This window comes from Albidovulum sediminis (genome assembly GCF_025380365.1).
Taxonomy (GTDB): Bacteria; Pseudomonadota; Alphaproteobacteria; order Rhodobacterales; family Rhodobacteraceae; genus Albidovulum; species Albidovulum sediminis.
The window spans coordinates 2035867-2062845 of the sequence record NZ_JAOCQF010000001.1 but is presented as its reverse complement, the minus strand read 5'-3'; the positions used below and the strand labels follow the sequence as shown (position 1 = coordinate 2062845).

General features: G+C 66.8%; 27 protein-coding genes. 11 read left to right on the top strand and 16 right to left on the bottom strand.

Annotated features, from left to right (window positions below; translation table 11 throughout):
* Window positions 1-13: 13 nt before the first annotated feature.
* From N5I32_RS10165 to N5I32_RS10140, 6 genes are all read right to left on the bottom strand, one after another.
* Complete coding sequence (locus tag N5I32_RS10165) at window positions 14-1258, bottom strand: CpaE/TadZ family protein (protein ID WP_261495436.1); 1245 nt, start codon at window positions 1256-1258, stop codon at window positions 14-16.
* Between the two features lie 247 nt (window positions 1259-1505).
* The gene (locus N5I32_RS10160) at window positions 1506-2186 is read right to left on the bottom strand and encodes an OmpA family protein (RefSeq protein ID WP_261495435.1); all 681 of its coding nucleotides are present in this window, start codon (window positions 2184-2186) and stop codon (window positions 1506-1508) included.
* 4 nt (window positions 2187-2190) lie between these two features.
* A complete protein-coding gene (locus N5I32_RS10155) occupies window positions 2191-3591 on the bottom strand; it encodes a type II and III secretion system protein family protein (protein ID WP_261495433.1) in 1401 nt (466 codons plus the stop codon).
* A gap of 209 nt (window positions 3592-3800) precedes the next feature.
* Complete coding sequence (cpaB, locus tag N5I32_RS10150; protein WP_261495428.1) at window positions 3801-4679, bottom strand: Flp pilus assembly protein CpaB; 879 nt, start codon at window positions 4677-4679, stop codon at window positions 3801-3803.
* A 212-nt stretch (window positions 4680-4891) separates the two neighbouring features.
* Window positions 4892-5077: a hypothetical protein gene (locus N5I32_RS10145; protein WP_261495427.1), complete on the bottom strand. Its 186-nt coding sequence runs from the start codon at window positions 5075-5077 to the stop codon at window positions 4892-4894.
* A gap of 262 nt (window positions 5078-5339) precedes the next feature.
* Complete coding sequence (locus N5I32_RS10140) at window positions 5340-5525, bottom strand: Flp family type IVb pilin (RefSeq protein ID WP_261495426.1); 186 nt, start codon at window positions 5523-5525, stop codon at window positions 5340-5342.
* Between the two features lie 340 nt (window positions 5526-5865).
* Between N5I32_RS10140 and N5I32_RS10135 the strand changes: the two genes are divergently transcribed.
* Together N5I32_RS10135 and N5I32_RS10130 are read left to right on the top strand one after the other, a co-directional pair.
* Window positions 5866-6732 (top strand): lytic transglycosylase domain-containing protein, encoded by an 867-nt coding sequence (locus N5I32_RS10135; protein WP_261495425.1) that lies wholly within the window; start codon window positions 5866-5868, stop codon window positions 6730-6732.
* A gap of 7 nt (window positions 6733-6739) precedes the next feature.
* Window positions 6740-8170, top strand: a complete 1431-nt coding sequence (locus N5I32_RS10130; RefSeq protein WP_261495423.1) for a UbiA family prenyltransferase — start codon at window positions 6740-6742, stop codon at window positions 8168-8170.
* 3 nt (window positions 8171-8173) lie between these two features.
* Here the strand turns inward: N5I32_RS10130 and N5I32_RS10125 are convergent, their stop codons facing one another.
* The 10 genes from N5I32_RS10125 to tldD all read right to left on the bottom strand — a co-directional run bounded on the left by N5I32_RS10125 (window position 8174) and on the right by tldD (window position 19362).
* Window positions 8174-8911: an SDR family NAD(P)-dependent oxidoreductase gene (locus tag N5I32_RS10125; RefSeq protein ID WP_261495422.1), complete on the bottom strand. Its 738-nt coding sequence runs from the start codon at window positions 8909-8911 to the stop codon at window positions 8174-8176.
* Entirely contained in the window at window positions 8908-10221 is a 1314-nt protein-coding gene (locus N5I32_RS10120) for an FAD-binding oxidoreductase (RefSeq protein WP_261495420.1), read from the bottom strand. The genes N5I32_RS10125 and N5I32_RS10120 overlap by 4 nt, the downstream gene beginning before the upstream one ends.
* A complete protein-coding gene (locus tag N5I32_RS10115) occupies window positions 10202-11212 on the bottom strand; it encodes a lysylphosphatidylglycerol synthase transmembrane domain-containing protein (protein WP_261495418.1) in 1011 nt (336 codons plus the stop codon). Before N5I32_RS10115 ends, N5I32_RS10120 begins: the two co-directional genes overlap by 20 nt.
* Before the next feature lie 105 nt (window positions 11213-11317).
* A complete protein-coding gene (locus N5I32_RS10110; RefSeq protein WP_261495412.1) occupies window positions 11318-11959 on the bottom strand; it encodes a 3-oxoacid CoA-transferase subunit B in 642 nt (213 codons plus the stop codon).
* On the bottom strand, window positions 11959-12663 hold the full coding sequence (locus N5I32_RS10105) for a CoA transferase subunit A (RefSeq protein WP_261495411.1): 705 nt from the start codon (window positions 12661-12663) through the stop codon (window positions 11959-11961). Before N5I32_RS10105 ends, N5I32_RS10110 begins: the two co-directional genes overlap by 1 nt.
* A 79-nt stretch (window positions 12664-12742) precedes the next feature.
* Window positions 12743-15322 carry a type I DNA topoisomerase gene (topA, locus tag N5I32_RS10100; protein ID WP_261495410.1) on the bottom strand — a complete coding sequence of 860 codons (2580 nt, stop codon included), beginning with the start codon at window positions 15320-15322 and terminating at the stop codon, window positions 12743-12745.
* Window positions 15323-15409: 87 nt separating this feature from the next.
* Complete coding sequence (locus tag N5I32_RS10095; RefSeq protein ID WP_261495409.1) at window positions 15410-15949, bottom strand: hypothetical protein; 540 nt, start codon at window positions 15947-15949, stop codon at window positions 15410-15412.
* Window positions 15931-16386 carry a hypothetical protein gene (locus N5I32_RS10090; RefSeq protein WP_261495408.1) on the bottom strand — a complete coding sequence of 152 codons (456 nt, stop codon included), beginning with the start codon at window positions 16384-16386 and terminating at the stop codon, window positions 15931-15933. The genes N5I32_RS10095 and N5I32_RS10090 overlap by 19 nt, the downstream gene beginning before the upstream one ends.
* Window positions 16387-16519: 133 nt before the next feature.
* On the bottom strand, window positions 16520-17581 hold the full coding sequence (dprA, locus tag N5I32_RS10085) for a DNA-processing protein DprA (protein WP_261495407.1): 1062 nt from the start codon (window positions 17579-17581) through the stop codon (window positions 16520-16522).
* Window positions 17582-17940: 359 nt separating this feature from the next.
* A complete protein-coding gene (tldD, locus tag N5I32_RS10080) occupies window positions 17941-19362 on the bottom strand; it encodes a metalloprotease TldD (protein ID WP_261495406.1) in 1422 nt (473 codons plus the stop codon).
* 175 nt (window positions 19363-19537) lie between these two features.
* On the opposite strand from tldD, the gene coxB reads away from it, so the two are divergent.
* From coxB to N5I32_RS10035, 9 genes are all read left to right on the top strand, one after another.
* Window positions 19538-20401: a cytochrome c oxidase subunit II gene (gene coxB, locus N5I32_RS10075; RefSeq protein ID WP_261495405.1), complete on the top strand. Its 864-nt coding sequence runs from the start codon at window positions 19538-19540 to the stop codon at window positions 20399-20401.
* A 51-nt stretch (window positions 20402-20452) separates the two neighbouring features.
* Window positions 20453-21385, top strand: a complete 933-nt coding sequence (gene cyoE / locus N5I32_RS10070; RefSeq protein WP_261495404.1) for a heme o synthase — start codon at window positions 20453-20455, stop codon at window positions 21383-21385.
* Complete coding sequence (locus N5I32_RS10065; RefSeq protein WP_261495399.1) at window positions 21385-21552, top strand: cytochrome c oxidase system small membrane protein; 168 nt, start codon at window positions 21385-21387, stop codon at window positions 21550-21552. Before cyoE ends, N5I32_RS10065 begins: the two co-directional genes overlap by 1 nt.
* Window positions 21549-22127 (top strand): cytochrome c oxidase assembly protein, encoded by a 579-nt coding sequence (locus tag N5I32_RS10060; RefSeq protein WP_261495397.1) that lies wholly within the window; start codon window positions 21549-21551, stop codon window positions 22125-22127. The genes N5I32_RS10065 and N5I32_RS10060 overlap by 4 nt, the downstream gene beginning before the upstream one ends.
* Window positions 22128-22148: 21 nt before the next feature.
* Window positions 22149-22949: a cytochrome c oxidase subunit 3 gene (locus N5I32_RS10055; protein ID WP_261495395.1), complete on the top strand. Its 801-nt coding sequence runs from the start codon at window positions 22149-22151 to the stop codon at window positions 22947-22949.
* A 62-nt stretch (window positions 22950-23011) separates the two neighbouring features.
* Window positions 23012-23695: an SURF1 family protein gene (locus N5I32_RS10050; RefSeq protein WP_261495393.1), complete on the top strand. Its 684-nt coding sequence runs from the start codon at window positions 23012-23014 to the stop codon at window positions 23693-23695.
* 10 nt (window positions 23696-23705) lie between these two features.
* Entirely contained in the window at window positions 23706-25094 is a 1389-nt protein-coding gene (gene thrC, locus N5I32_RS10045) for a threonine synthase (RefSeq protein WP_261495391.1), read from the top strand.
* Window positions 25091-26350 (top strand): M16 family metallopeptidase, encoded by a 1260-nt coding sequence (locus N5I32_RS10040; RefSeq protein ID WP_261495390.1) that lies wholly within the window; start codon window positions 25091-25093, stop codon window positions 26348-26350. Before thrC ends, N5I32_RS10040 begins: the two co-directional genes overlap by 4 nt.
* Window positions 26350-26934: a GNAT family N-acetyltransferase gene (locus tag N5I32_RS10035; RefSeq protein WP_261495389.1), complete on the top strand. Its 585-nt coding sequence runs from the start codon at window positions 26350-26352 to the stop codon at window positions 26932-26934. Before N5I32_RS10040 ends, N5I32_RS10035 begins: the two co-directional genes overlap by 1 nt.
* Window positions 26935-26979 lie beyond the last annotated feature (45 nt).

Below are 26979 nucleotides of genomic sequence, written 5' to 3'. Positions count from 1 at the left end.
AAACCCCCGGGGTTCAGGAAGCGGCCGCTTCGGCTTTCTGCTGCTGCAGTTGGACAAGTGAGGTGGCAAGCTTCCCGATCTCCTTGCGAAGCGGGTTCTTGCTCGCGGTCTCGGCCAGCGGAAGGCCATGGTCGTTGGATTGCGTGACCGGTTTTCCGCCGTCCGGCAACTGGATCTCGATCGAGATGTCGAGGCTTTCGGCCAGCCGCTTTACGCGGCCCTTGCCGGTCAGGTCGGTAAAGCTTGGCGCGCGGTTCAGGACGTAGCGCAGCTTCTCGAACGGCAGATCCTCGGCCTTGAGCGCGCGGATGACGCGCAGCGTGTTCTGCGCAGAGCGCATGTCAAGCTCGATGATGCCGAAATAGACCTTCGCCTTGTGCAGCACCGCCTCGGTCCACTGAACCACGGTCTTCGGCATGTCGACAACGACGAAGTCGAAGTGCGACCGCGCGAGGTCCAGGATGCGGTTGATGTCCTCGGACTGCACGATGTCGAGCGGCAGCATGTCGGCCGGCGCGGTCAGGACATGCATGCGGTCGTTGAAGGTCAGCGTGCTTTGCATGAAGGTGTCGCGGTCGAGCTTCGAGGTCTCCGACAGCATCTCGTACACGGCTTCGCGGCGGGGCAGGTCGAGATAGGTCGAGACCGAGCCGTACTGGAAGTCGAGGTCGATCAGGCAGACCTTCGGCGGGTTCTTCTTGTTCGAGATCGCGAGTTCCCAGGCAAGGTTGACGGCAAAGGTCGTCGACCCCGTGCCGCCGGCCAGCCCATGAACCGGAAGGATCATGCCGTCGCGGTCCCCTTTCGAACGGGCCGCGGGGGTGTATTCCTGAAGCTCGGTGGCGACCGGGGTGCGGCGAATGCGGTCGATCGCCTCGTGCAGCGCGTTTTCGGGCAGCGGATAGGGCACGAAATCGTCGGCGCCGAGCTTCAGCAGCTGGTGCAGCGCCATCGGGCTAACGTCTTCGGCGATCAGGATGACCTTGAGATGCTTGGCCTTCGCCGCCGCGATGATGCCGGCGATCCGGGACATGCTTTCATCGTCCTGGCCGTCCACGGCGATGGCGATGAACTGCAGCGCGTCCGCTTCCGGCTGGCCGAGAAAGACCTGCGCATCCTCGAATGTCAGGTCGCCCCAGCTTTCGCCAAGTTCGGCTTCCATGTCCTCGATCAGCAGATCGAAATCGCTCACATCGCGCGACACCGTGCAGGCGATGATCGGCGCAGGTTCCGACTGCACAGCCGCGGCACTTCTCATGGTCCTACATTCCTCTTTACCCGGAGAGCCCGAACGGACCCGTCCGAAACTGTTTCGTTTCAATCTCAGGTCTGGTGACCAGCCCGGCGCGACTCCTCGCGCGTGTTCCCGAGTTCCGAAAATCGTTGAGAATGTTGGCAAGAATGGGGCCGAAATGTCGAATTAATGGGGTGTTTGGAGACGATAAAAAAAACTGGCGGCCTTTGTTGCCAAAGACCGCCAGCTCGATTGAGAGGATTTGACTCGTTCAGCCGCCGCTGCCGCCGCCGTCGCCGCCCGCACCGGGTGCGGCATCGGCCTGTGCATGCGGAGGGGTCGCGCTTTCCACGTATTCGCGGAAGATGACCTGGGCATACTTGCCGTTCAGAAGCAGCGGGTTGGTCGCGACAAAGCCCGAAACCTCGGTCACGGTGCGGCGGTTGCGGCGTTCCTCGGTCTGCACGAAGACCAGTGGCTGTGTCTCGCCGAAGGATGCCACCGCCTCGAGCCGCGAGCGGGAAATGCCCTGGCCGATCAGGAAGTTGACCGCCGCCTGCGCACGACGCAAGCCCAGCGACTTGTTGTAGGCGTCCGATCCGACAAGGTCGGTGTGACCGTAGACACGGAAGCGGATTTCGGGGAACTGCTTGATCCAGTTGGCCTGCTGGACAAGTGCCGCGCGGGCGCCCTCGTCCAGAACCGCGCTGTCGAAGGCGAAGTTCACCGTGTTCGGAACATCGGCCGCGAACTTGCGCGTCATGTTCACCAGCTGGTTGATCGAGCCGGTCTGCAGCGCGGTGTTGTTCCGCGTCGCATTGCCGAAATCGCTGGTCTCGACCTCGCTGCCCGCCTCTCCGTAGAAGGCGCGCATCGCGTTGGTTTCCTTCGAACAGGCGCCAAGGGCGAGGATGCCGGCGGAGAGAAGCAAGAGTTTCACATGGCTGCGCATCGTCTTACTCCATCACATAGCCGTAGGCGCCGGAAAAGTCCTGGCGCGCGACCTCGGCCGCACCACCGGTCGCGGACGATCCGTTCGCGGCAGTTTGCCCCAGCAGGAACAACTGCGCTTCTGAAGGCGGTTTCACGCGGTCGGTGGGAAGCGCCAGGGCTTCGCCCCGGATCGGCGACACGAGGTGGGCAGTGACGATCACCACAAGCTCGGTCTGGTTGCGCTGGTATTCGGCGCTGCGGAAGAGCGCGCCAAGGATCGGAATGTCGCCCAGCCACGGCACCTGGTTGTTGCTGTCGCGGAAGTCGTCCTGCAGGAGGCCGGCGATCGCGAAGCTGTCGCCGTCATGCATCTCGACGGTGGTTTCCGCCTCACGGCGGCGGAAGGCGTTCACGCTGATGCCGCCGGCGGTGACGCTGACGTCGGAGTCGAGGCCCGAAACCGCGGTGTTGAGCGCCAGGTTGATCACGTCGCCGTCGACCACGCGCGGGGTGAACGCCAGTTCGATGCCGAAGGGCTTGAATTCGACGGTGACGCTGCTGTCCTGGCCGTCGCCCTCGCGGATCGGGATCGGGTATTCGCCGCCGGCAAGGAACTTCGCCTCTTGCCCAGACAGGGCGGTCAGGTTCGGTTCGGCGAGCGTGCGGATCAGGCCCTTGCCCTCAAGCGCCTCGAGCGTTGCCGCCATCTCGACGCTGCCGGCCGAGAAGCGCACGCCGACGGTGCCGAACTGGTCGGTAATCGGGGCGCCTCCGCCGATCACGCTGTTGATCGAGTCGAGGTTGCCGGCGCCACCGAGCACATCGGTCCCGATGAAGCCGAACGACCCGTTCAGGCTCTTGGAGACCGACCGCTGCATTTCGGCGAAGCGGACGTGCAGCATGACCTGCTGGGTTCCGCCCACGCTCATCAGGTTCGACACCCGGCCCGGCGCGTAGCGGTCGGCCAGGTCAAGGGCGCGGTCAAGCCTTGCGATCGACGACACGACGCCCGACAGGACGATGCCGTCGTTCGCGGTGCGCACCTCGATCTTTTCGCCCGGAAGGATCTGCTGAAGGCGTTCCTTGAACTCTGCCACGTCGAGCGAGACCTGCACGTCGACGTTGGCGATCAGTTGCCCCTCGGGCCCCAGAAGCGTCATCGTCGTGCGCCCCGGCGCCTTGCCGAGAACGTAGATCGTGCGGTCCGAAAGCGTCGAGATGTCGGCGATTCCGGGGTTTGCGATGGAAAGCTCGGCAAAGGGCTGGTCAGCCTCGACGACGACGGCCCGGTTCATCGGGACCGTCAGGGGAGCTGCGGTGGAACCTTCCAGAACCTTCAGGGTTTCCGAATAGGCTGCAGGGGAAACCGTCACGGCGAGCGCGAAGCCCACCACCCCCGCGTGGATCACTGTCTTGACGCTCATGTTCTCGTGCCTCTTTTTTGGCGTCCATATTGGTTCGGGTCTTCTGCCCATTGCCGCAACAATGCGGGAAGTCTCAATTTTTTGCAATAATCAAAGATTTGGGTTGCTTTCCTTATGTGGGGATACCGCAACAGTGCTATAACCCTAGCGCTTTGCGGACCGTTGGCCACCCGATCTTGTGGCCAACGGTCCGGCGCCCCCTGCCGTCGTCAATTGGTGCAGGGGATGACCGTCTCGACGATCTCGCCGCCCTTGTTGGTGCGGATCTTGCAGACTTTCTCTTCCTCGACCTGCACCACTTCCTGTCTCTCGATCCCGAGGAGCGTATCGCGGTTGATCTCGACCGGCGCCTCGGCGACCGCGGCTGCCGTGCCGTCCCCGCCGACGAGCGACAGCGAAAGCTTGCCCGTCTGCTGGGCCAGGGCGAGCGAGGCGACGCGCTGGCGGCTGCCCTCGATCGTCACCGTGCGGGCGATGATCGTTTCCTCGGTGCGGTCGGCGTCGGAGCTCTGGTTGATCGCGATCAGCCGCACCCCGCTGTCGATCAGCTTGGTCGTCTCGCTGTCGCCCACGCGGCCGGTCCAGTAGATGTCCACGACGTTGCCCGGGCGCAGGAAGCCCGCGACGGCGGTCGAGACATCGACGTTGATCGAAAAGGCGCTCATCCCCGCCGTCAGGCTGGACATGATGCCCGCGTCGATGCCCGGCTCGGTGATCTTCGAGGCCAGCAGCGGCTCGAAGGGTTCATAGCTGCGCAGCACGGCGCGCGGACGGGTTTCGTTGTCGGCGAAGACCGGCTTCTTCTCGGCGACCTCGGCAACCGGCGCGGTGATGACGGAGAAGGCGCCCGCGGGTACCTTGCCCTCTTCCCATTTGACGGTGCCCAGATCGGCGGATGTGAAGCGCTCGCCATAGGCCAGGTTGCGCGTCACAACGACGACGTCCACAAGCTTCGTCGCCTTGGCCTGCGCAGCCAGAAGCAGATCCCTTTCGCGCTGGTTCTTCTCGATCAGACCCTGCGCCATGTAGACGGCGAACCCCGCCAGGCCGAGCCCGACGATCAAAACCAGGCCGAATACCAACCGCATGACTATTCCTTTCCTCGTATGTGCTGCGCCGCAGATCCGGGGCCGGACGCCGTCGGCAGCTTCCGGGGGAATATTGAAAGGAATTCGGGCAAAATCGTGGTGCGGCGCTGTCGGAGCCGTGGAATTTTTCCAGTTTGGAAACGCCGGGACGCCTTAAATGGCAAGGCCCGGACGGGTCGGTTCCGTCCGGGCCTGCGTTGCGAGGGGCACGATTACTGGATGGTGATGGCCGAAAGGTAGAGATCGACCTCGTCCGCCGCCTTCAATGTGCCGCGCGTATAGAGCGAGAGCGCCCATATGCCCAGCACCACGACCAGCGCGGTCAGCACGACCCAGTCAACCGTCACCGCGCCAGCGTCGGCTGCCGCGAACTTCCTGAACTTCTTGAGCATCATCATCCCTATGACTCCCACGCACCTAAAAGTACCGGCCGATCATACCGCGCCAGCGCAGCTTTCCCGATTAGCCTTTACAAGGATGGCAATTCTGAGGCGGGTCTTTGGAAGAACTGCGACCCTTGCGTGAAAATTCTGCCAAAATTCGCCATATGATTGCGCAGGCCAGGCCGTCCGGAATGCAGCTAGAAAATCAGTATCGCGGCAAAGAAGAAACCGCGCCTTTTCGGGCGCGGTTCCAAAATCCGTCTTGCGACGATCCGGGTTACTGGATCGTGATCGCCGACAGGTAGGTGTCGATTTCCTGCGACGCCGCGCCGACGCCCGAACGGACGAAGTTGAGGGCGAGGATGCCGAGGATCACGACGGCGGCGGTCAGAACGACCCAGTCAACCGTCACGGCACCATCTTCGGACTGCCAGAATTTCTTCGCGAGTTTGAACAGCTTCATGTCACTTCTCCAGGTTTCGCTCTCTTGACCATCCGCTGCGTTCTCACGGGGTGGCTTTGCCTGAAGCCCGATCGCCTGCGGTGTAAGTGCATTTCGCCCCCAAACCGTGGCAAGAGTTTGTTCCGTCCGGTACATTTTCACGCTCATTGAGGGGAATTCGTGTGGTAATCCGACTTTCGTCATCCGGTTTGTCGCGATTCCTTCCGCAAACTGACACGAGTTCTGTTGCCGAAAGGCTTGCCGGCACGGGCATCTGCGGGGCTGCGGCATCTCAATGCTGGCAAAATCAGCCGGATTCTGGGACATTCACCGAAAAAGCCAAGCGGGCGGATCGGGTCAGATGAAGCGGATTGTCCTTTCGGGACTTGCAGTTGTGCTGTCATGCGCTGGCGCTGCGGCACAGGATGCGGCGCAAGGCGTGCCCTCCGGCTACGAACAGTTCACCTTCAAGCGAATCGGCGCGCCGGGAACCTCAACCCGGAAGAGAATCACCGTGCAGATCGATCCGGCCGAACAATCCCGCCGTCTGGCCGGCGTTCTGCCCCCGCCTGAAAACCCGATTCCCCGCGGTGCGGCCGCTCCCGGCCTGCTGCCGGTGCCTCCCTCCGGCGGTGGCGGCGGCGACTATGGGTGGTACTGGACACTGGTTTCCCCCGCGATCGCCGATTCCCCCGGTCGTTTTTCGCAGGCGCTGCTGGCGTTGACGCAGGGGCCGGACGGCGCGCAGGTGGGTGCGCCGCGGCTGCAATCGCTCCAGGACATCGCGCTTCTGCACGGGCGCGAGATCATGCGCGCAACCATCGGCACGCAGGTGTCGCCGGCGCTGGCCCTTGCTGTCATCTCGGTCGAAAGCGCAGGCCGCACCGATGCCGTCTCGCACGCGGGGGCGGCGGGGCTGATGCAGCTGATCCCTGCGACGGCCGAGCGGTTCGGTGTTGTCGACAGGATGGACCCGTCCGACAACATCCGCGGCGGCGTGGCCTATCTCGACTGGCTGATGGGAGAGTTCGGGGGCGATCCCCTGATGGTGCTGGCCGCATACAACGCGGGTGAGAACGCGGTGAAGGGCGCGGGCGGCGTGCCGCCCTACGCCGAGACGCGCAACTACGTGCCCAAGGTCCTTGCCGCCTGGATGGTGGCGCGCGGTCTTTGCGTCACACCGCCGGAGCTGGTCTCCGACGGCTGCGTGTTCGCCGCGAACGGATGAGGACGGAATGACCATCGAAAAGCCGCTGGTTCTGGACGTGGATGGCACGTTCCTGCGCACCGACATGCTGCATGAGAATTTCTGGGCGGGCATGGGCACCGCGCCGCTGCGCACGTTGCTGGCGACCCTGCGCCATCTGCGCGATCCGGCCGCACTCAAGGCCGAGCTGGTGCAGATCGCGCCCTTGCGCACCGACCTGCTGCCGGTGAACGCCGAGGTGGCCGAGTTGGCGCTGCAAAGCCGCCTTGCCGGGCGCGAGGTCGTTCTGGCCTCGGCCGGCGACCGCAGTCTGGTCGCCCGGCTGGCCGCGGACTACGGCTTTTCGGAGCGGGTCTTCGCATCGGATGGCGTGACCAACCTCAAGGGCCCCGCGAAGGCGAAGGCGCTGGTCGATGCCTACGGCGAAGGCGGCTTCGACTATGCCGGAAACGGTGCGGTGGATATTCCGGTCTGGGAAAAGGCCGAAAACGCGCTTGTCGTGGGCCACGTCCCCTCGGCCCGCGCGTTGGCGGCCAACGGGCACAACGTCGTCGAACTTCCGGGCGGCTGGACCTTCCGCGCGCTCCTGCGTGCGATGCGGCCGCATCAGTGGGTGAAGAACGTCCTTCTGCTGCTGCCCATGCTGGCCTCGCACCGCTTCGGGCTGGACACGCTTGTTCCCATCCTCTGGGGGATGGCCGCGTTTTCGCTGGCGGCATCGACCATCTATATCGCCAACGATCTTCTGGACCTGGAGGCCGACCGCCTGCATCCGACGAAGTGCCGCCGGGCCTTCGCCTCGGGCGCGGTGCCGATCGGCGTGGGCATGGCGGCGATGGTCGGGCTTGGCGCCGCGGCCCTGCTGATCGCGGTTCTCCTCTCGCCCGGGTTCCTTCTGGTGACGCTGCTCTACATGGCGCTGTCGCTGGCTTATTCGCTCAGGCTGAAGCGGACGCGATGGGTCGATGTCACCATGCTGGCAGCGCTGTATACGATCCGCGTCGTGGCGGGCGCCTCCGCCGCGGCGGTGGAGGTCTCCATCTACATGCTGATCTTCGTTTTCCCGATCTTCTTCACGCTCGGCTGCGTGAAGCGGATCACCGAACTGTCCCGGGCGACCGGTAACGAGACCCTGCCCGGGCGGGGATACGGCCGCGCTGACCTGGCCGACCTGCGCAACGTCGCGGGCATCGGTGTCGTTGGCGCGCTTGTCATCTTCCTGCTCTACTCGGTGTCCGATCAGGGGACCACGCTCTATCCCACCACATGGCTTCTGTGGGCGGCCATGGTGCCGATGGCGATCTGGATGGTCCGGATGGTCAACCTGGCCTGGCACGGGCGCCAGGACTACGACCCCATCGTCTTTGCCCTGCGCGATCCGGTGGGGCTGGGTCTGCTGATGCTGATCCTCAGCCTGATGTTCTGGGCGGCCGGCCTGTGGCAACAGTGGTTCGGTTAAGCCTCAGATCTTCATCTTCTTGAAGATGGGCTCGGGAATGTGGCGGATGATCAGCATGATCAGCGCCCAGAAGGCGGGCGTGTAGATCACGTTGCGCCGACGGCGCACGGCCTTCAGGATGTCGGCGGCCACCTTTTCCGGCGAGGCGACAAGGAACATGCCGGGCAGGCCCCAGGTCATTGCGGTATCGACGAAGCCGGGCTTGACCGTCACCACATGCCCGCCCGCGCGCGTCAGCCGGTTCCTGAGGCCCGACAGATAGGTGTGGAACCCCGCCTTCGCCGCGCCATAGACATAGTTGCCGAGCCGTCCGCGGTCGCCCGCGACCGATCCGACACCGACGACGGTGCCCATGCCGCGCTCCTCGATCACCGGGGCGAGAAGGTGCAGGAACCGCGCGGGGCCGGTGAAACTGTCGGTCACCGTGCCGTCGATCAGCGCGGGGTCGGCGTCGATGGCGCCCTGCGCGGGCATCGATCCGACGAAGACGGCGGCGTTGATCTCCCCGTCCTCGGCCCGCGCGCGCTCGATGAGGGCCGCGAAGCCCGCGGGATCGCGCGCGTCGAAGGCGACGGGTTCCGCCAGCCGCGCGCCGCGCAGGGCGCAGTCGGCCGCCAGGGCCGCCAGGTCCTCGCCGTCGCGCCCGGCGAGCAGCACCGCCGCGCCATCGGAGGCGACTTGCCGCGCGAAGGCGCACGCCATCGCCGAGGTGGCGCCAAGAACGATCCAGGTCCGGTTCATGCCGCCCCCCTGAGTTTCAGCCGCCGGACGATGTCGGTGCACAGCGCGCGATCCGGATCCGCCTTGGCGGCGACGGCCTGCCAGGCGTCAAGCTCGGGATACATCGCCGGAACGTCCGCGGCCCGCGCCAGGCTGTCCTTGGCGAAATAGACCCGCCCGCCTGCGCCTCGTGTCCGCTCGATCAGGCGCGCGATCAGTTCGCGCGCGCCGGCCCGGTTGGGGAAGTCGACGGCCAGCGTGTAGCCCTCCATCGGGAACGACAGGTATCCCGCCCGGCCCGGCCCCATGCGCTTGAGCACGGCAAGCGGCGAGGCGAGGCCCGAGCCCGCGATCGCCTCCAGCATCGCGCGCAGGTCCGCGGCCGCGGCAAGCGGTACGACGCACTGGAACTGGTGGAAGCCGGCCTTGCCGTAAAGCCGGTTCCAGTCGTGGATCTTGTCGAGCGGAAAGAAGAAATCGCCGATGGGCTTGACGACGGTGCGCCCGGATTCCGGCACGCGGCGCCAGTAAAGCTGGTTGAAGGCCCGCACCACCGGCGCCGAAAGCGCGAAGCGCGGCGCATCGAAGGGCACTTTGCGGGAGTTTGCGCGCTTTGGCACAAGACCCGATCCGGTCTCCCCTTCCTCGAGTATCCCGCGGCCCAGCGCCGCGCCGGTCGCCGTCGCGTCGATCCAGCCCACTGTGTAGGTCGCGCGCGAGGCGTCGAGCATGGCGATGTGCTCGTCCCAGTCGTCGATCCGCCGTTCGGTGACGATCATCACGTCGCCCTTGGCCGGCATCAGCCGCAGCGTCGCCGACAGGATCACGCCGGTCTGGCCAAGCCCGCCGGCGGTCGCGCGGAACAGGTCCGGCGTGCCCTCGGGCGTCACCTCGACCACTCCCGCGGCGGTGCGGAGCCGGATCGCGGTGACGTGCTGGCAGAAACTGCCGGCGTGGTGGTGGTTCTTGCCGTGGACGTCCTGCGCGATGCAGCCGCCCAGCGTCGCGAAGCCGGTGCCGGGCATGACCGGCGGCAGCCAGCCGCGCGGCGCGAAGATTGCGGCCAGCTGGCCGACCTGCACCCCGGCCTCCGCCTCTAGCTCCCCGGTCGCGGGATCGAAGGCGATCAGCCGGTCGAGCCGGGTCATGTCGACGGCGCGGCCGCCCGCATTGAGTGCCGCGTCGCCATAGCTGCGCCGCATCCCCATCGCGGGAACGAGGCCATCGGCCAGAATCTCATCCAGCGTGCGGCGCCGCTCGGGGCGTGCGACGTCGCTCCGCGCGCTCAGTGCACGGCCCCAGCCGGCAAATTCAGCGGTCTTCCAGCGCATCGCGCCCCCTTGTCGAACACCGTTCAGCCAGCGGGAAGGCGGCGATCCCGAGCGCGAGCGCGAACCAGAGCGTCGTCACCCGGATCACCGCCGTTGCCGGCACCGAAACCTCCATCGGCACGCCCTCAAGCGCGAGGAGCGCGATCATCGCCGCCTCGGCGCCGCCGACCCCGCCCGGCGTGCCGGTCAGCCCGCCCGCGAGCGTGGCGAAGACGAAGATGCCCACGGCCTTCCACAGGCCGATGTCGCTGCCCATCCAGCCAAGGAGAAGATGAAAGGCGTAGCCTTCCGCGAACCATCCCGCAAAGCCGAGCGCGAGTGCCGCCGCAAGCGCGGGCGGATGGCCGAAGCGATGCAGCGAGCGGGCGGCGATTCGGGCGCGCGCGAACAGGCGCGGCAGGCGCCCGGTCAGGCGATAGCCCGCCGTGACCAGGGCCGCCACCAGCCGGGGCCGGGTGGCGGCAAAGGCGACGAGCAGCGCAAGCGCAGCCACCGCAAGCCCGCCGCCCATGCCGCCGGTTGCCAGCGACACCGCCAGCGCCAGGATCAGCGCCATCACCGCAAGGTCCGCCGCGCGGTCGACAAGGGCAAGCGGCGCGGTGCGCTCCACGCTCCACCCGGTCTCGCGCGCCAGCCAGCGCATCCGGACCAGTTCCCCCACGCGACCGGGCGTCACGCTCATCGCGAACCCGCCCAGGTAATGGCGAAGCGACTGGGCGGGCGAAACCGGCAGGCCGAGCCGCCGGGCAAAGACGTGCCAGCGAAGGGTTCGCAGCAGGTAGTTCGCCATCGACAGGCCAAGCAGAACCGCGATCTGCACCATCGAGAGCCGCGCGACCTGCGCTGCCGTCTCCTCCCAGCCGGTTGCGGCGGCGAGCCCCACGAGGCCCGCCAGGAACAGCAGCAGCAATGCGCTGACGATCACGAAATCGGATCGCCGGCGCCGGTTGGGCGACACGGATAGCTTCGACAGGGGCGGGTTCGTGGTCATCATTGCCGCCGGTCTAGCAACGGAATGGGGCGGGATTGTGGAGTTGTTTCGAAAATCGTCACAGTAAAACGAAGGGCCGCGCCCGATCGCGCGGCCCTTGTCCGATCAGCCGACGATGGTCGCCTCGGTCGCGGCGCGCAGTTCCGCCTCGGTCACGCCGGGCGCAAGTTCGACGATGTGCAGGCCCTTGTGGCCCACGTCGAGGACGCCGAGGTTGGTGATGATCCGGTCGACCACGCCCTTGCCGGTCAAGGGCAGCGTGCATTCCCGCAGCACCTTGGATTCGCCATGCTTCGACGTGTGATCCATGACCACGACGACACGGCCGACGCCCGCCACCAGGTCCATCGCGCCGCCCATGCCCTTGACGAGCTTTCCGGGGATCATCCAGTTCGCCAGATCGCCGTTCTCGGCCACTTCCATCGCGCCAAGGATCGCCATCGCGATCTTGCCGCCGCGGATCATCGCAAAGCTGGTCGCGCTGTCGAAATAGGCGGTCTGCGGCAGTTCTGTGATCGTCTGCTTGCCGGCATTGATGAGGTCTGGATCCTCCTCGCCCTCATAGGGGAAGGGGCCCATGCCGAGCATCCCGTTTTCCGATTGCAGCGTCACATGGACGCCTTCGGGGATGTAGTTGGCGACCAGCGTCGGGATGCCGATGCCCAGGTTCACATAGGTCCCGTCGCGCAGTTCCTGAGCCGCGCGCGCGGCGATTCCGTTGCGGTCCCAGCCCTTTGCCTCGCTCATCACACCGCCTCCCGCTTGCGCACCGTGCGCTGTTCGATCCGCTTCTCGTGCGGGCCCTTGACGATCCGGTGGACGTAGATCCCCGGCAGGTGGATCGTGTCGGGGTCGAGGCTGCCGAGCGGAACGATCTCCTCGACCTCGACCACGCAGGCGCGCCCGCAGGTCGCGGCGGGCACGTTGAAGTTGCGCGCCGTCTTGCGGAAGACGAGGTTGCCCGACGGGTCGGCCTTCCACGCCTTCACGATGGCGAGGTCCGCGACGATCCCGCGTTCGAGGATGTAGGTCTTGCCGTCGAAGTCGTGGTGTTCCTTGCCCTCGGCGATCACCGTGCCGACGCCGGTCGCGGTATAGAAGCCCGGGATCCCCGCGCCGCCCGCCCGCATCCGCTCGGCCAGCGTGCCTTGCGGGTTGAACTCCAGCTCCAGCTCGCCCGAGAGGTACTGGCGCATGAATTCCGCGTTCTCGCCGACGTAGGAGGAGATCATCTTCTTCACCTGGCGCGTTTCCAGCAGAACGCCAAGGCCAAAGCCGTCGACGCCCGCGTTGTTCGACGCCACCGTCAGGTTCTTCGTGCCCGCCTCGCGGATCGCGGCAATCAGAAGCTCCGGAATGCCGCACAGGCCGAAGCCCCCCGCTGCAATCAGCATGCCGTCGAAGAGGAGCCCGTCGAGCGCCTCCTTCGCCGAGCCGTACACCTTGTTCATGGATCTCTCCCAGAAAATTCCACGCCGATTAGTGGCGCGGCGTTGCGGCCCTGTCAATCGCTGCGGCGCAGCAGGACGATCACGCGCCCTTGACCTTCCGGGCCTTTGCTGCCCGCGCGGGTTTCGCCGCGGGTTTTGCGGCTGAGCCTGAGGCGGCCTTCTTCGGCCGCGCCTTGCCCTTGCCGCCCTTGGACGCCTTTTCCGCGATCAGCGCGAGCGCCTCTTCCATCGTGACCGCCTCGGGGGTCAGCTCCTTGGGCAGGGTCGCGTTCACCTTTTCCCACTTGATGTAGGGCCCGTAGCGGCCTGCCATCACCTGCACCGGGCCACCATCGGGATGCGCGCCAAGTTCCCGCAGGGGCGCGATCGCCGCGCCCGCCGCGCGCCCGCCGCGGGCGGCCTTCTGCGCCAGCACCTCCATCGCGCGGTTCATGCCGATGGTGAAGACCTCCTCGACCTCGGGCAGGTTGGCGTAGGTCGCGTTGTGCTTGACGTAAGGCCCGTAGCGGCCGATCCCGGCCTCCACCGTCGCGCCATCCTCGGGGTGGGGGCCGATCGTCCGCGGCAGGTCCAGAAGCATCAGTGCGCGCTCAATCGTCAGGCCGTCGGCCGACCAGCCCTTGGGCAGGCTTGCCCGGTCGGGCTTGGGGTTCTCCTCCGTCGCCTCGCCGCGCTGGACATAGGGGCCGAAGCGCCCCGCGCGGAGCGTGATCGGGTTGCCTGCCGGGTCCTCGCCCAGCGACCGGCCGTCCGGGCTTGCGCCGTCCTCGCCGCCGGGTCCGGAAATCGGCCGGGTGTAGCGGCAGGCCGGATAGTTCGAGCAACCGATGAAGGCCCCGCCCGAGCGCGCGGTCTTGAGGTTCAGCCGCCCCTCGCCGCAGGTCGGGCAGACCCGCGGATCAGATCCGTCGGCGCGCGGCGGGTAAAGGTGCGGGGCGAGAAAATCGTCGATCTTCTCAAGCACCTCGCCGATCCTGAGGTCGGATGTCTCCGCAATGGCGGCGGTGAAATCGCGCCAGAAGCGGGCCAGCACCTCCTTGTAGTCGCGGTCGCCCGCCGAAATCTCGTCCAGCTCGTTCTCGAGGTCGGCGGTGAAGTCGTATTCGACGTAGCGGCGGAAGAAATTCGTGAGGAACGCGGTGACAAGCCGCCCCTTGTCCTCGGGGATGAGCCGGCCCTTGTCCTTGCGCACATAGTCGCGGTCCTGGATCGTGGTCACGATCGAGGCATAGGTGGAGGGCCGGCCGATCCCGAGTTCTTCCATCCGCTTGACCAGCGTCGCCTCGGTGTAGCGGGGCGGCGGCTGGGTGAAGTGCTGTTCGGGCGCGATCGCGCGCTTCTCGGCCGCCTCGCCGCGCATGATCTGCGGCAGGCGCGCGCCGTTCTCCTCGCCGTCGTCGTCGCGGCCCTCGTCGTAGACCTTGAGGAAGCCGTCGAACAGGACGACCTGCCCGGTGGCGCGCAACTCCACCTCTCCGTCCGCGCTGCCGATATCCACCGTCGTCCGTTCCAGCCGCGCGGCCGCCATCTGGCTGGCGAGCGTCCGCTTCCAGATCAGCTCGTAAAGCGCCCTCTGCTCGCCCTCGGCCTTCAGCTTGTCGGGCGACAGCATCATGTCGGTCGGGCGGATGCATTCATGCGCTTCCTGCGCGTTCTTGGCCTTGTTCTTGTACATCCGCGGGCTGTCGGGGACATATTCGGCCCCGAAGCGCGCGCGGATCGCGTCGCGCGCGGCCATCACCGCCTCGGGCGCCATGTCGATGCCGTCGGTGCGCATGTAGGTGATGTGCCCGGCTTCGTAGAGCCTTTGCGCCGCCGACATGCAGGCCTTGGCCCCCATGCCGAGCTTGCGCGACGCCTCCTGCTGGAGGGTGGAGGTCATGAAGGGCGGGTAGGGGTTGCGCGAGGCGGGCTTGGCCTCGACCGACTTGACCGTCAGGTCACGGGACCGGACCGCCTGCACCGCCAGTTCGGCCGCGGTTTCGTTGGCAAGGTCGTATCGGTCGAGCTTTTTCCCGCCCAGCACGGTCAGCCGCGCCTCGTATTCCTGCCCGCGCGGGGTGGCCAGCGTGGCGGTGACGGTCCAGTATTCGCGCGCCCGGAAGGCCTCGATCTCAAGCTCCCGCTCGACGATGAGCCGCAGGCAGACCGATTGCACCCGGCCCGCGGACCTGGCGCCCGGCAGTTTGCGCCAGAGGACCGGCGACAGGTTGAATCCCACCAGATAGTCCAGCGCGCGGCGGGCCAGGTAGGCCTGCACCAGTTCCATGTCCACCTCGCGCGGATGGGCCATGGCTTCGGTCACGGCGGTCTTGGTGATCGCGTTGAAGGTCACCCGGCGCACCGTCTTGCCCTTCTTCAGGCTCGATGCCAGCGCCTCCTTCAGGTGCCAGGAAATCGCCTCGCCCTCGCGGTCGGGGTCGGTGGCCAGGATGAGCGTATCGTCGGACTTCAGCGCCTCGGCGATGGCGCGGACATGCTTGCGGCTGTCGGGCGCCACTTCCCACTTCATCTCGAATCCGGCGTCGGGCTCCACCGAGCCGTCCTTGGCAGGCAGGTCGCGAACATGGCCATAGGAGGCAAGGACAGTGTAGTCCGAACCCAGATACTTGTTGATTGTCTTGGCCTTGGCTGGAGATTCGACGACCACGACGGCCATGACTGCCTCACGTTCATTCTTCTTCGACTTGGCCGGGGAACATGGGGGGCAGCGGCGGGGATTGTCAATGACCGCGGCAGCGGCGCCTCAGCAGGCGGAGCCGAAGGAGAGCGCGGCGATGCCCGCCGCACCGCGCCGGACGGTTGCGCGGCAGTTGCAGACGTGCCCCTCGACCACGGTTTCGGGGGCGGTCGAGCGGGCCGCGGCACGCAGGTGCGCGGGGCTCAGGCCACAACCGCCCGGACCGGCAACCCAGTGATCCATCGCCGCGAGAAGTGCCGCTGCCTCCGCCGCCGTCGGGGGCGTGGTCGCCGACGCCTCGTAGGAGGCCGCGCCGATCTCCGGTGTCGCGACGATCGTCATTGCCGCCGTGTCGGCAAAGCCCAGAACGGCGTCATAACGGCCGTCGGAGCGCCTGATCCGGCAGGTTTCGGCGGTGCCGTGCCGGGCCGCCAGCCAGCGATAGAAGGGCGAGGCGACCGCCACCCGCACGAGGTCCAGGCCCTCGGCCCCGCCGCCCCGGCACCGGATGCGATCCGGTTCGGCGAAGGCAGGCCAGGCCGCGAGGAAAGCCAATACGGACCATGCCGCCCTGCGGGGCGCGGCGATCAGAATTCCGCGTGCCATCGGATCAGCCCGCCTTCCTTTTCAAGGAATTTCCGCAATCCGGGCAGCCCCCGGATCGTCTTCTTGATCTCGGCGGCGTTCTTGCTGACAGGTTGCACGTCGAACGCATTCCCGGTCAGGTGCGACGAAATGCCCCCGGCCGCCTTGCCCAGTGCCTTGAGCGTTTCGTGCAGGCCCTCGGCAATGTCCTTCCGGGTCGTCGCGTCCGGATTGTCGTCGACCCACTTCTGGCAGGCCTTGGACGCGCGGCTTGTGGCGTAGGTCTGCTTGATCCAGTTGCGGTTCTTCACCACGTTGCTTGCCATCGCGTCCGCTTGTCCCTTGAGGTCGCGCAGGCCGCTGGTGAATTCCACTTCCGGGTGCTTTTCGAGCAGCGCTTCCGCCGCCTTGCGCGCCTTCGATGACAGCTTGAGCGATGCGATGTTCTGGGTGCCCATGAGGTTCCCCCGACGGGAAGATCGGCCCATGCGGTCCGGCGTCCCGCGCGGCACGGACCCCTTCAGCGTGATGATGCATGACGTAGCGTCATCTGCCAAGCCCGGCCGTCACGTCCCCGGCGGATGCCTGCCGTCATACCCGGGACAGGAGCCCGCCCGGCGCACGCTGGATCTGTCCGTCCATCTCCAGCATGACGAGTTCCGGCGCAATCTGCGACGCGGGCATGGCGAGGTCGCGGATCAATTGGTCCTCGGCCACCGGGCTTGGCCCCAGCCGGTCGAGGATGCGACGGTGGAGCGCACTTTGATCGCGCCAGCTGCGCGACCCGGCCGCCGGGTTTGCCGCAACCGTCGCCGCTCCGGGGCTTGTGGAGGCGACGCCATGGGCGGGGGCGGAAAGGCCTTCGGGCTTTCCGATGGCGGCGATCACGTCCTCCGGCCCCCGCACCAGCGTCGCGCCGTCGCGGATCAGCATGTTGCAGCCCGAGGCGCGCCCGTCGAAGGGGTGGCCCGGCACCGCGAGCACCTCGCGCCCCTGGTCGAGGGCAAGCCGCGCGGTGATCAGGCTGCCGGACTGCGCCGCCGCCTCGACCACGATGACGGCGCGGGCCAGCCCGGAGATGATGCGGTTGCGCAGCGGAAAGTGCCGGGCCATCGGTTCCAGCCCGGGCGGCTGTTCCGAGACGCGCAGGCCGCGCGCGGAGATTTCGGCGGCAAGGGCGGCATTCTCGGGCGGATAAACGTGATCGACGCCGCCGGCCATCACGGCGACGGTGCCGGTGGCAAGCGAGGCGGCATGGGCCGCCGCGTCGATCCCGCGGGCCAGGCCGGAGACGATGACGAAGCCCTCGCCGCCCAGCCCCTCGGCCAGGCGACGCGCCATCCGCGTGCCCAGAGAGGAGGCCCCGCGTGCCCCCACGAGCGCCACCATGGGGCGGAAGGTCAAGGCCGGATCGCCCAGGACCCAGATCACCGGCGGGGCGTCGGCGATCTCGGCCAGAGCGGCGGGATAGGCAGGCTCACCCCGGCAGAGAAGACGTGCGCCGGCCGATTGGCCCGCGCGCAGTTCCTTCAACGCCGACGCCTCGGAGCAGGGTTGATAGGTCGCGACCCCGGCCGATCGTGCCACATCGGGCAGCGCATCGAGCGCGGCCCGCGCCGATCCGTGTTCCGCCAGGAGCCGATTGAAGGTCACCACGCCGACGCGGTGGGAGCGAATGAGACGGAGCCACGACAGTCTGTCATCTTCCGTGGTGGGTGGGGTGAAGGGGGTGGGGTAAGAAAACAAACCTTTTCCCTCGCGCCTTCGCCTCATTCGCAAGGCTGAACATGACCGGGCAAGGTTAACCAATGGTTACGATTCGCCGCCGGATCGCGCGAAAGTCGAAATATTCGGATCGGGGGTTTGACTGAGGGGGAAGGCCCGTTTCGCCCCGGCTGGCCGGAGGCACCAGGACCCGTTCACCCAATAACCTTCCTCCGGCGACGCAGCCGCGCGCCAACCCAAGGTAGAACCCAACGTCAACCACGCCGCAATGGAGGAAAACCATACCCTCAGGCGGCCGAACCTCCGACCGTCAGCCCGCTGATGAGGAGCGTCGGCTGGCCCACCCCGACCGGCACCCATTGCCCGGCCTTGCCGCAGTTGCCGATGCCGGGGTCGAGCGCCATGTCGTTGCCGATCGCGCGGATGTTCTTCAGCGCGGTCGCCCCGTCGCCGATCAGCGTCGCCCCCTTGACCGGATCGCCGATCACGCCGTTCCTGACCCGGTAGGCCTCGGTGCAGGAAAAGACGAACTTGCCGTTGGTGATGTCGACCTGCCCGCCGCCGAAGCCCACGGCGTAGATCCCGTCGCGAAGGTCGGCGACGATGGCGCCCGGTTCGGCGCCGCCGCCCAGCATGTAGGTGTTGGTCATCCGCGGCATCGGGATGTGGGCATGGCTCTCGCGCCGCCCGTTGCCGGTGGGGGTAACGCCCATCAGGCGGGCGTTCTGCCGGTCCTGCATGAAGCCGACAAGGATCCCGTCCTCTATCAGGACGTTCCGGCCCGACGGCGTCCCCTCGTCGTCGATCGTGATCGACCCGCGCCGGTCGGGGATGGTGCCGTCGTCCAGCACCGTCACGCCGGGGGCTGCGACCCTTTGTCCCATCAGCCCCGCGAAGGCCGAGGTGCCCTTGCGGTTGAAATCGCCCTCAAGCCCGTGGCCCACCGCCTCGTGCAGCAGCACGCCGGGCCAGCCTGCGCCCAGGGCCACGTCCATGACGCCAGCGGGTGCCGCAACCGCGCGCAGGTTGACGAGCGCGATCCTGAGCGCCTCGCGCGCGACCGATTGCCAGTGGTCGGGCACCATCAGCGCGGCGAGGCCGGACCTGCCGCCGCCGCCATGCCCGCCGCTTTCGCGCCGCCCGTTCTCCTCCACGATGACCGAAACGTTGAGCCGGCTCATCGGCCGGATGTCAGAGACGAGACCGCCTTCGGGGCGCAGGATGAAGACCTCCTGCAGCGACGCGGCGATGGTGGCCGAGACCTGAACCACGCGGGGATCGAGCGCGCGGGCGAAGGCGTCTATTTCCCGCAGCGTTTCCACCTTGATGCCGAAGGCTGCGTCCGCCATCGGGTCGGCCTCGGTGTAAAGCCTGCGGTTGGTGCCCTGCGGCGGGGCGGCCAGCGTGCCGCCGCCCGCGCCGACCGCCAGCCGTGCCGTCTCGGACGCCCGGCGCAGCGCGCTTTCGGAGATTTCGGTGGAATGGGCATAGCCCGCGACATCGCCGTTGACCGCCCTCAGCCCGAACCCTTCGGAGGCGTCGTAGCTTGCGTTTCTGAGCCTGCCGTCATCGAAGACGAGCGCTTCGGACCGGCGACGTTCAAGGAATATCTCGCCGTCCTCGGCCCCGGCCACCGTCTCGCGCAGAATCGAGAGCGCCCTGTCCGCATCCAGATGGGTTTCGAACGGGGAAAATCGGGCATCATCCATGTAAGGTCGCTTTCCTGTCCTTGATATCGATCAAAAGCGACGCCGTGCCGCGTTGGTTTCGCTTGTCGCCTTGCCTCTAATATGATTTTAGAGGTCGCGTATACAACCGGCCAGGTCAGGGAAAGGGCGGGCCGGGAGGCGGCATGACAAGCCGCGGAAGGAACGGGAAAACGACATGCGCTTTGCGACCAAGCTTTCCGGCCTCGGGGCCGTCATTTCCGCAACCCTCGCTTCCGGGGCGGCTCTTGCCCAGGACGGCATCACCGGCCTTGAAACCATCGGCAAGCCGCTGGCGAAGGGCACGGGGTTCCAGCCCGCCGCGACCAGTCTCGCGGTTGACCAGCAGTGGCTTGACCAGATCCTGCTGTACCTGTGCATCGCCGTGTCGGCGCTGGTGATGATCCTGCTGCTGACGGTGATCCTGCGCTTCAACAGCCGGGTGAACCCCAAGCCGGCGCGTTTCACCCACAACACCCCGCTGGAAATCACCTGGACGCTGATCCCGGTACTGATCCTGGTCGTTCTCGGCGCAAACTCGCTGCCGGTGCTCTTCAAGCAGCAGCAGATCCCGCACGGGGACGTGGTGATCAAGGCGACCGGCAACCAGTGGTTCTGGTCCTACGAATACCCCGACGAGGGGATCGCCTTCGACAGCTTCATGCTCGGCAGGGAGGCGCTGGCCGAATACGGCTATGCCGAGGACGAATATCTTCTCGCGACCGACAACGCCGTTGTCGTGCCCGTGGGCAAGACCGTCGTCGTCAACGTGACCGCCGCAGACGTGATCCATGCCTGGACGATCCCGGCCTTCGCAGTGAAACAGGACGGCGTGCCCGGCCGTATCGCGCAGCTGTGGTTCACCGCAGAGAAGGAAGGCGTGTTCTTCGGCCAGTGCTCCGAACTCTGCGGCAAGGATCACGCCTACATGCCGATCACGGTCAAGGTCGTCAGCGAAGCGGCCTATGCGGACTGGCTTGCGCGCACCAAGACCGCCGCGCTCGGCACCACGGCGCCGATCCAGGTGGCGTCGACCGAGTAAGGGCTTGCGGGTGGGTGCGCGCCCGCGCGCGCCCGGCCCCGGAGGGAAGCGATGAGCGATCTGAGCGCCTATGAACAGACGCAGGACGGGGGGTTTGGCGATTACGTCCAACTCCTCAAGCCGCGCGTCATGTCGCTCGTGGTGTTCACGGCCATGGTCGGGCTGATCGTCGCGCCGGTCTCCGTTCATCCCTTCGTCGCCTTCACAGCGATCCTGTTCATCGCGCTGGGCGGCGGCGCGTCCGGCGCGCTCAACATGTGGTATGACGCCGACATCGACCGTGTGATGCGCCGCACACGCGGGCGCCCGATCCCCGCCGGCCGCGTGAGCGAGGGCGAGGCTCTGGGCTTCGGGCTTGCCCTGTCGGCGATCTCGGTCGTGATGCTGGGCCTTGCGGCGAACTGGTTCGCGGCGCTGTTTCTCGCCTTCACCATCTTCTTCTACGCCGTCGTCTACACGATGTGGCTGAAGCGCTCGACGCCGCAGAACATCGTCATCGGCGGCGCGGCCGGGGCGTTCCCGCCGATGATCGGCTGGGCGGTCGCCACGGGCGGCGTTTCGGTCGAATCCGTTCTGATGTTCCTGCTCGTGTTCATGTGGACGCCGCCGCATTTCTGGGCGCTCGCGCTGTTCATGAAGGACGACTATTCGAACGCGGGCGTGCCCATGCTGACGGTGACCCACGGTCGCCGGGTGACGCGGCGCCACATCTTCGTCTACACGCTCCTTCTCGCGCCCTGCGCGCTGGCGCTGGCGCTGTCCCCGATCGGCGGGCCGGTGACGCTGGCGGCGGCGCTGGTGCTGAACGCGCTTTTCATCCGGGGCGCCTACCTCATCCTGCGCCGGGACGAGGATCGGGCGGAGGCCGACCGCTACAAGGCCGAACGCGCCTTCTTCAAGCTGTCGCTCGCCTATCTGTTCCTGCACTTCGGCGCGCTTCTGGTCGAGGCCAGCCTCAGGCCCTTCGGACTGGGGGGGTGGTGATGGCGATCAGTCCCGAACACGAACTGCATCGGCGGCGCTGGAGCCGCAACCTCGGCCTCGGGCTGGTTCTGGCCGCGTTCGTGGTGCTCGTCTTCGGCCTGACCATCGTGAAGGTCTCGCGCCAGGACGAACACGGCAACCCGCCGGGGACGGAGGCGAGCCGATGAACCGGGGACAGGGCAACAACCGGGTCGCCGTGCTGCTGGTGGGCGTGGTCGTGACGATGGGCGCGCTCGCCTGGGCGGCAGTGCCCTTCTACGACTGGTTCTGCCGCGTGACCGGCTACGGCGGCACCACCAACACCGCCTCCTCGGAATCGTCCGAGATCCTCGAGGAAACCGTCACCATCCGCTTCGACGCGAACACCGCGCCCGACATGCCCTGGCAGTTCCGCCCGATGCAGAACGAGGTGACGCTGAAGATCGGCGAAACCGGCATGGCCTTCTATGAGGCCTACAACCCAACCGACAAGCCGGTCGCCGGGACGGCCAGCTACAACGTCGCGCCGGATCTGGCAGGGTACTACTTCACCAAGATCCAGTGCTTCTGCTTTACCGAACAGGTGCTGCAACCCGGCGAGCGGGTCGAGATGCCGGTGATCTTCTACGTCGATCCGGAAATCGTCTCGGACCGCGATGCGGGGCACATCCGCGACATCACCCTGTCCTACACCTTCTACGAAACCGAACTGCCCCAGACGCAGGCGGCCCTTCCGCCGGCCGAAGGGCCCGACTATAACTGAGGCCAAATCAGGGAAACCGACATGGCGCACGCGAAGAACCACGACTACCACATCCTGAAGCCCTCGCTCCTGCCGTTCCTTGGCGCCGTGGGTGGCTTCATCATGCTTTTCGGCGCCGTCCTGTGGATGCATGCCGTCACGCCCTTCGTCTTCCTGATCGGCTTCGCCCTTGTCGCCTACGTCATGTATGCCTGGTGGGCGGACGTCGTTCACGAGGCAGAGACGGGGGACCACACGCCGGTCGTGCGGATCGGCCTGCGCTACGGTTTCATCCTGTTCATCATGTCCGAGGTGATGTTCTTCTCGGCCTGGTTCTGGACCTTCTTCAAGCACGCGCTCTACCCGATGGGGCCGCAAAGCCCGGCCATCGACGGGGTCTGGCCGCCGGCGGGGATCGAGACCTTCGACCCCTGGCACCTGCCGCTGATCAACACGCTGATCCTTCTGTGCTCCGGTGCCGCCGCGACCTGGGCACACCATGCGATCGCGCATGAAAACAACCGCAAGGACATGATCAACGGCCTTGCTCTGGCGGTGTTCCTCGGCGTCTGCTTCACCGGGCTTCAGGCCTACGAATACAGCCACGCCGCCTTCGGCTTCGCCGGCAACATCTACGGCGCCTCGTTCTTCATGGCGACGGGCTTCCACGGCGCCCATGTGATCATCGGCACGATCTTCCTGCTCGTCTGCATGATCCGTGCGATGAAGGGGCATTTCACCCCGGAACAGCACGTCGGCTTCGAGGCGGCGGCCTGGTACTGGCACTTCGTCGACGTGGTCTGGCTGTTCCTGTTCGCCGCGGTCTATGTCTGGGGTCAGTAACGGCTGCACCCGCAACCGAACCAACAAGCGCGGGGGAGACCCCGCGCTTTCGCTTTGAGGTCATGATGCGCGGCATCGCATTTCCCCTGATCCTCGGCCTTGGTGGCCTCGCCATCCTGCTGTCGCTCGGCTTCTGGCAATTGCGCCGGCTGGAGTGGAAGGAGGCTGTCATCGCGGAAATCTCTGCGCGCATCGAGGCCGCGCCCGTCGCTCTCGCAACGGTCACCGACCCCGAGCCTAAGACGCAACTCTATCTTCCGGTGACCGTCTCCGGCGCCACCACGGGCGAGGAACTGCTGGTCCTGTCCGGGCAGAAGGGCGTTGGCGCGGGGTACGAAGTGATTGCCGCCTTCGAAACGGACGCAGGCCGGCGCATGCTGATCGACCGGGGCTTCATCGGTGAGGAGGCGCGGGACGCCCCGCGCCCGCCGGTCGCGCTTTCCATCACCGGCAACCTGCACTGGCCGCAGGAGGCCGACGCCTACACCCCGCCGCCCGATACCACGACGGGCCTGTGGTTTGCCCGCGACGTCGCCGCAATGGCTGAAAGCCTGAAAACCGACCCGCTGATGGTCGTGATCCGGAAGGCAGAGGGGGATGCGCAGGGTATCGTGCCCCGGCCGGTCGATACGTCGGGCATCGTAAACGACCACCTGGAGTATGCGATCACCTGGTTTTCGCTGGCGGGCGTCTGGGCGGGGATGACACTCTACCTGCTCTGGCGTATCAGGCGGAGAACGATCTGAGGACGGACGAATGCGCTATGTTTCCACAAGGGGCCAGGCCCCGGTTCTGAGCTTCGGCGAGGCGATGCTGACGGGTCTTGCCCGCGACGGCGGGCTTTATGTCCCCGAGACCGTCCCCGCGCTCGGCAAGGAGGAGATTGTCGCACTCGCCGGGCTGTCCTACGAGGATGCCGCCTTCCGCATCATGCGCCCCTTCGTCGGAGGTGCCTTCAGCGACGAAGACTTCCGGGCCGCCATCGCCAGGGCCTATGCGGGCTTCGGACATGCCGCCCGCGCGCCGCTGGTCCAGCTGGCGCCCAACCACTTCCTGCTGGAGCTGTTCCACGGGCCGACGCTGGCGTTCAAGGACTTCGCCATGCAGCTGATCGGCCAGCTGTTCCAGATCGCGCTCCAGCGTGACGGGCGGCGCGTGACGATCGTCGGCGCGACTTCGGGCGATACCGGGTCGGCCGCGATCGAGGCGTTCCGCGGCCTTTCCAACGTGGACGTGTTCATCCTCTTCCCGCACGGCCGGGTGAGCGAGGTGCAGCGCCGCCAGATGACGACGCCCACCGAGGCCAATGTCCATGCGCTGGCCCTTGACGGGACGTTCGACGATTGCCAGTCGCGACTGAAGGACATGTTCAACCATTTCGAGTTCCGCGACGCGGTGGGGCTTGCCGGCGTGAACTCAATCAACTGGGCGCGGGTGCTGGCGCAGGTCGTCTACTACTTCACCTCTGCCGTGTCGCTCGGCGCGCCGCACCGGAAGGTCAGCTTCACCGTGCCCACCGGCAACTTCGGCGACATCTTCGCGGGCTACATCGCCAAGCGCATGGGCCTGCCGATCGAACGCCTGGTGATCGCCACCAACCAGAACGACATCCTGCACCGCTGCCTGACCGGCGGGCGCTACGAGATGGGCGGGGTGAAGCCCTCGATCTCGCCGTCGATGGACATCGAGATCTCGTCGAACTTCGAACGCGCGCTGTTTGACGCCTACGGGCGCGACGGCGGGGCGGTCGCGCAGTTGATGGACGAGATGAAGGCGCGGGGCGGCTTCGCCGTCAGCCAGGGCGCGCTTGGCTGGCTGCGCGACACCTTCGCCTCGGGCCGCGTGTCGGAGGACGAGACCCGCGCCTCCATCGCGGACGAGCGTGCGGCATCGGGGGAGCTTCTGTGCCCGCATTCCGCTGTGGGCGTTAAGGTCGCGAAGGATCATCTTGGCACCGTGCCGATGATCACGCTCGCCACCGCCCACCCGGCCAAGTTCCCCGACGCGGTCGAGGCCGCAACAGGTATCCGGCCCGCCCTGCCGCCGCGCATGGCCGGCCTTTTCGAGCGGCCCGAGCGGGTGACCCGCGTCCCGAACGACCTTGCTGCCCTGGAAGCCATCGTCCACGAAAGGCGCGCCCGGTGAAGACACACCTGACCACACTGCCGAACGGCCTCCGGATCGTGACGGAACGGATGCCCGCGCTCGGCTCCGCCGCGGTCGGGCTCTGGGTCAATGCGGGCGGCCGGCACGAGCACGAAGACCAGAACGGCATCGCGCATTTCCTTGAACACATGGCGTTCAAGGGAACGAAGCGACGCACCGCGCTCCAGATCGCTGAAGAGATCGAGGATGTGGGCGGTTACATCAACGCCTACACCTCGCGCGAGATGACGGCCTATTACGCGCGTGTGCTGGAAGCGGACGTGCCGCTGGCGCTTGACGTGATCTCCGACATCGTCCTCAACCCGCTGTTCGAGGAGAAGGAGATCGAGGTCGAGCGCCACGTGATCCTTCAGGAAATCGGCCAGGCGCTCGACACGCCGGACGACATCATCTTCGACTGGCTGCAAGAGGCCGCGTTCCCCGACCAGGCGCTTGGGCGCACGATCCTAGGGCCGGCCGAGCGGGTGTCGTCCTTCGGGCGGAAGGAGCTGCGCCGCTTCGTGTCCGACCACTACGGCCCCGACCAGATGATCCTGGCCGCTGCCGGCGCGGTCGATCACGATCAGATCGTGCGGGCGGCCGAGGCAACCTTCGGCCATCTCAAGGCGGTGGGCGACCGGACCCCGGAGCCGGCCCGCTGGCAAGGGGCCGAGCGGCGCGAGGAAAAGGACCTGGAGCAGGTCCATTTCGCCATGGGTTTCGCAGGCCCGGGCTACCGCCACCCCGACCTCTACACCGCGCAGGTCTATGCGACCGCCATGGGCGGCGGCATGTCCTCGCGCCTGTTCCAGAAGATTCGGGAAGAACGCGGCCTGTGCTATTCCATCTACGCGCAGGCCGGCAGCTATGACGAAACCGGCATGATCACGCTCTATGCCGGCACCTCGGCCGAGGAAATCGGAGAGCTTGGCCGGCTGACCATGGACGAGCTGAAGCGAGCGGCCGACGACATGACCGAGGCCGAAGTCGCCCGCGCGCGCGCCCAGCTCAGGGCCGGCATGGTCATGGGGCTGGAAAGCCCGACATCGCGGGCCGAGCGGCTGGCGCGCTACATGTCGATCTGGGGCCGCGTGCCGCCCTTGTCCGAGGCGGTGGGCAAGATCGACGCGGTGACGACGCAGGCCGTGCGCGACTTCGCCGGGCGCATGACCGAGGGCGCGGCGGCGCTGGCGCTTTACGGGCCCATCGGCGACGCGCCAGGGCTGGACGCGCTGCGCGCAAGGCTTGCCGCCTGATGCTGATACGCCGTCGGAAGGTGCGGATCGAGACGGAGCGGATGACGCTTCGCCTGCCCGCCCACTCCGACTATCGGGCCTGGTCCTCGCTCAGGGACGAAAGCCGCGATTTCCTGATCCCCTGGGAACCGACCTGGGCCTCGGACCACCTGACGCGGCGGGCCTTCACCAACCGGGTCTACTGGGCCGCGCGCGCCGCGGGCGGGGGCACTGCGCTTCCGGTCTTCCTGATCCGGCGCGACGATCAGGCGCTTCTGGGGGCGCTGACGCTTGACAACATCCGGCGTGGCCCCGCACAGGCGGGGACGATGGGCTATTGGGTCGGCGCCCGCTTTGCCCGCCAGGGCTACATGCGCGAGGCGATCCGCGCCGTTGTCCACTACGCCTTCACCGAACTGGACCTGAGCCGGATCGAGGCCGCCTGCCTGCCCGAGAATGCGGCATCGCGCGGGGTGCTTGAAAAATCCGGATTCAAGTACGAAGGCGTGGCGCAAAGCTATCTCCAGATCAACGGGCGCTGGCGCAACCATGTCCTTTACGCCAACCTGCGGACCGACCGGCGCGGCCGCACCGACGCGGGTTGATCGCGGGCCCGGTTTCCGGTTCGGAAATCACGCCAGCCGCGCTAG

Coding starts and splice junctions, on each gene's coding strand:
- N5I32_RS10165 (WP_261495436.1), bottom strand. CDS start 1,258: ATGAGAAGTGCCGCGGCTGTGCAGTCGGAACCTGCGCCGATCATCGCC.
- N5I32_RS10160 (WP_261495435.1), bottom strand. CDS start 2,186: ATGCGCAGCCATGTGAAACTCTTGCTTCTCTCCGCCGGCATCCTCGCC.
- N5I32_RS10155 (WP_261495433.1), bottom strand. CDS start 3,591: ATGAGCGTCAAGACAGTGATCCACGCGGGGGTGGTGGGCTTCGCGCTC.
- cpaB (WP_261495428.1), bottom strand. CDS start 4,679: ATGCGGTTGGTATTCGGCCTGGTTTTGATCGTCGGGCTCGGCCTGGCG.
- N5I32_RS10145 (WP_261495427.1), bottom strand. CDS start 5,077: ATGATGATGCTCAAGAAGTTCAGGAAGTTCGCGGCAGCCGACGCTGGC.
- N5I32_RS10140 (WP_261495426.1), bottom strand. CDS start 5,525: ATGAAGCTGTTCAAACTCGCGAAGAAATTCTGGCAGTCCGAAGATGGT.
- N5I32_RS10135 (WP_261495425.1), top strand. CDS start 5,866: ATGAAGCGGATTGTCCTTTCGGGACTTGCAGTTGTGCTGTCATGCGCT.
- N5I32_RS10130 (WP_261495423.1), top strand. CDS start 6,740: ATGACCATCGAAAAGCCGCTGGTTCTGGACGTGGATGGCACGTTCCTG.
- N5I32_RS10125 (WP_261495422.1), bottom strand. CDS start 8,911: ATGAACCGGACCTGGATCGTTCTTGGCGCCACCTCGGCGATGGCGTGC.
- N5I32_RS10120 (WP_261495420.1), bottom strand. CDS start 10,221: ATGCGCTGGAAGACCGCTGAATTTGCCGGCTGGGGCCGTGCACTGAGC.
- N5I32_RS10115 (WP_261495418.1), bottom strand. CDS start 11,212: ATGACCACGAACCCGCCCCTGTCGAAGCTATCCGTGTCGCCCAACCGG.
- N5I32_RS10110 (WP_261495412.1), bottom strand. CDS start 11,959: ATGAGCGAGGCAAAGGGCTGGGACCGCAACGGAATCGCCGCGCGCGCG.
- N5I32_RS10105 (WP_261495411.1), bottom strand. CDS start 12,663: ATGAACAAGGTGTACGGCTCGGCGAAGGAGGCGCTCGACGGGCTCCTC.
- topA (WP_261495410.1), bottom strand. CDS start 15,322: ATGGCCGTCGTGGTCGTCGAATCTCCAGCCAAGGCCAAGACAATCAAC.
- N5I32_RS10095 (WP_261495409.1), bottom strand. CDS start 15,949: ATGGCACGCGGAATTCTGATCGCCGCGCCCCGCAGGGCGGCATGGTCC.
- N5I32_RS10090 (WP_261495408.1), bottom strand. CDS start 16,386: ATGGGCACCCAGAACATCGCATCGCTCAAGCTGTCATCGAAGGCGCGC.
- tldD (WP_261495406.1), bottom strand. CDS start 19,362: ATGGATGATGCCCGATTTTCCCCGTTCGAAACCCATCTGGATGCGGAC.
- coxB (WP_261495405.1), top strand. CDS start 19,538: ATGCGCTTTGCGACCAAGCTTTCCGGCCTCGGGGCCGTCATTTCCGCA.
- cyoE (WP_261495404.1), top strand. CDS start 20,453: ATGAGCGATCTGAGCGCCTATGAACAGACGCAGGACGGGGGGTTTGGC.
- N5I32_RS10065 (WP_261495399.1), top strand. CDS start 21,385: ATGGCGATCAGTCCCGAACACGAACTGCATCGGCGGCGCTGGAGCCGC.
- N5I32_RS10060 (WP_261495397.1), top strand. CDS start 21,549: ATGAACCGGGGACAGGGCAACAACCGGGTCGCCGTGCTGCTGGTGGGC.
- N5I32_RS10055 (WP_261495395.1), top strand. CDS start 22,149: ATGGCGCACGCGAAGAACCACGACTACCACATCCTGAAGCCCTCGCTC.
- N5I32_RS10050 (WP_261495393.1), top strand. CDS start 23,012: ATGATGCGCGGCATCGCATTTCCCCTGATCCTCGGCCTTGGTGGCCTC.
- thrC (WP_261495391.1), top strand. CDS start 23,706: ATGCGCTATGTTTCCACAAGGGGCCAGGCCCCGGTTCTGAGCTTCGGC.
- N5I32_RS10035 (WP_261495389.1), top strand. CDS start 26,350: ATGCTGATACGCCGTCGGAAGGTGCGGATCGAGACGGAGCGGATGACG.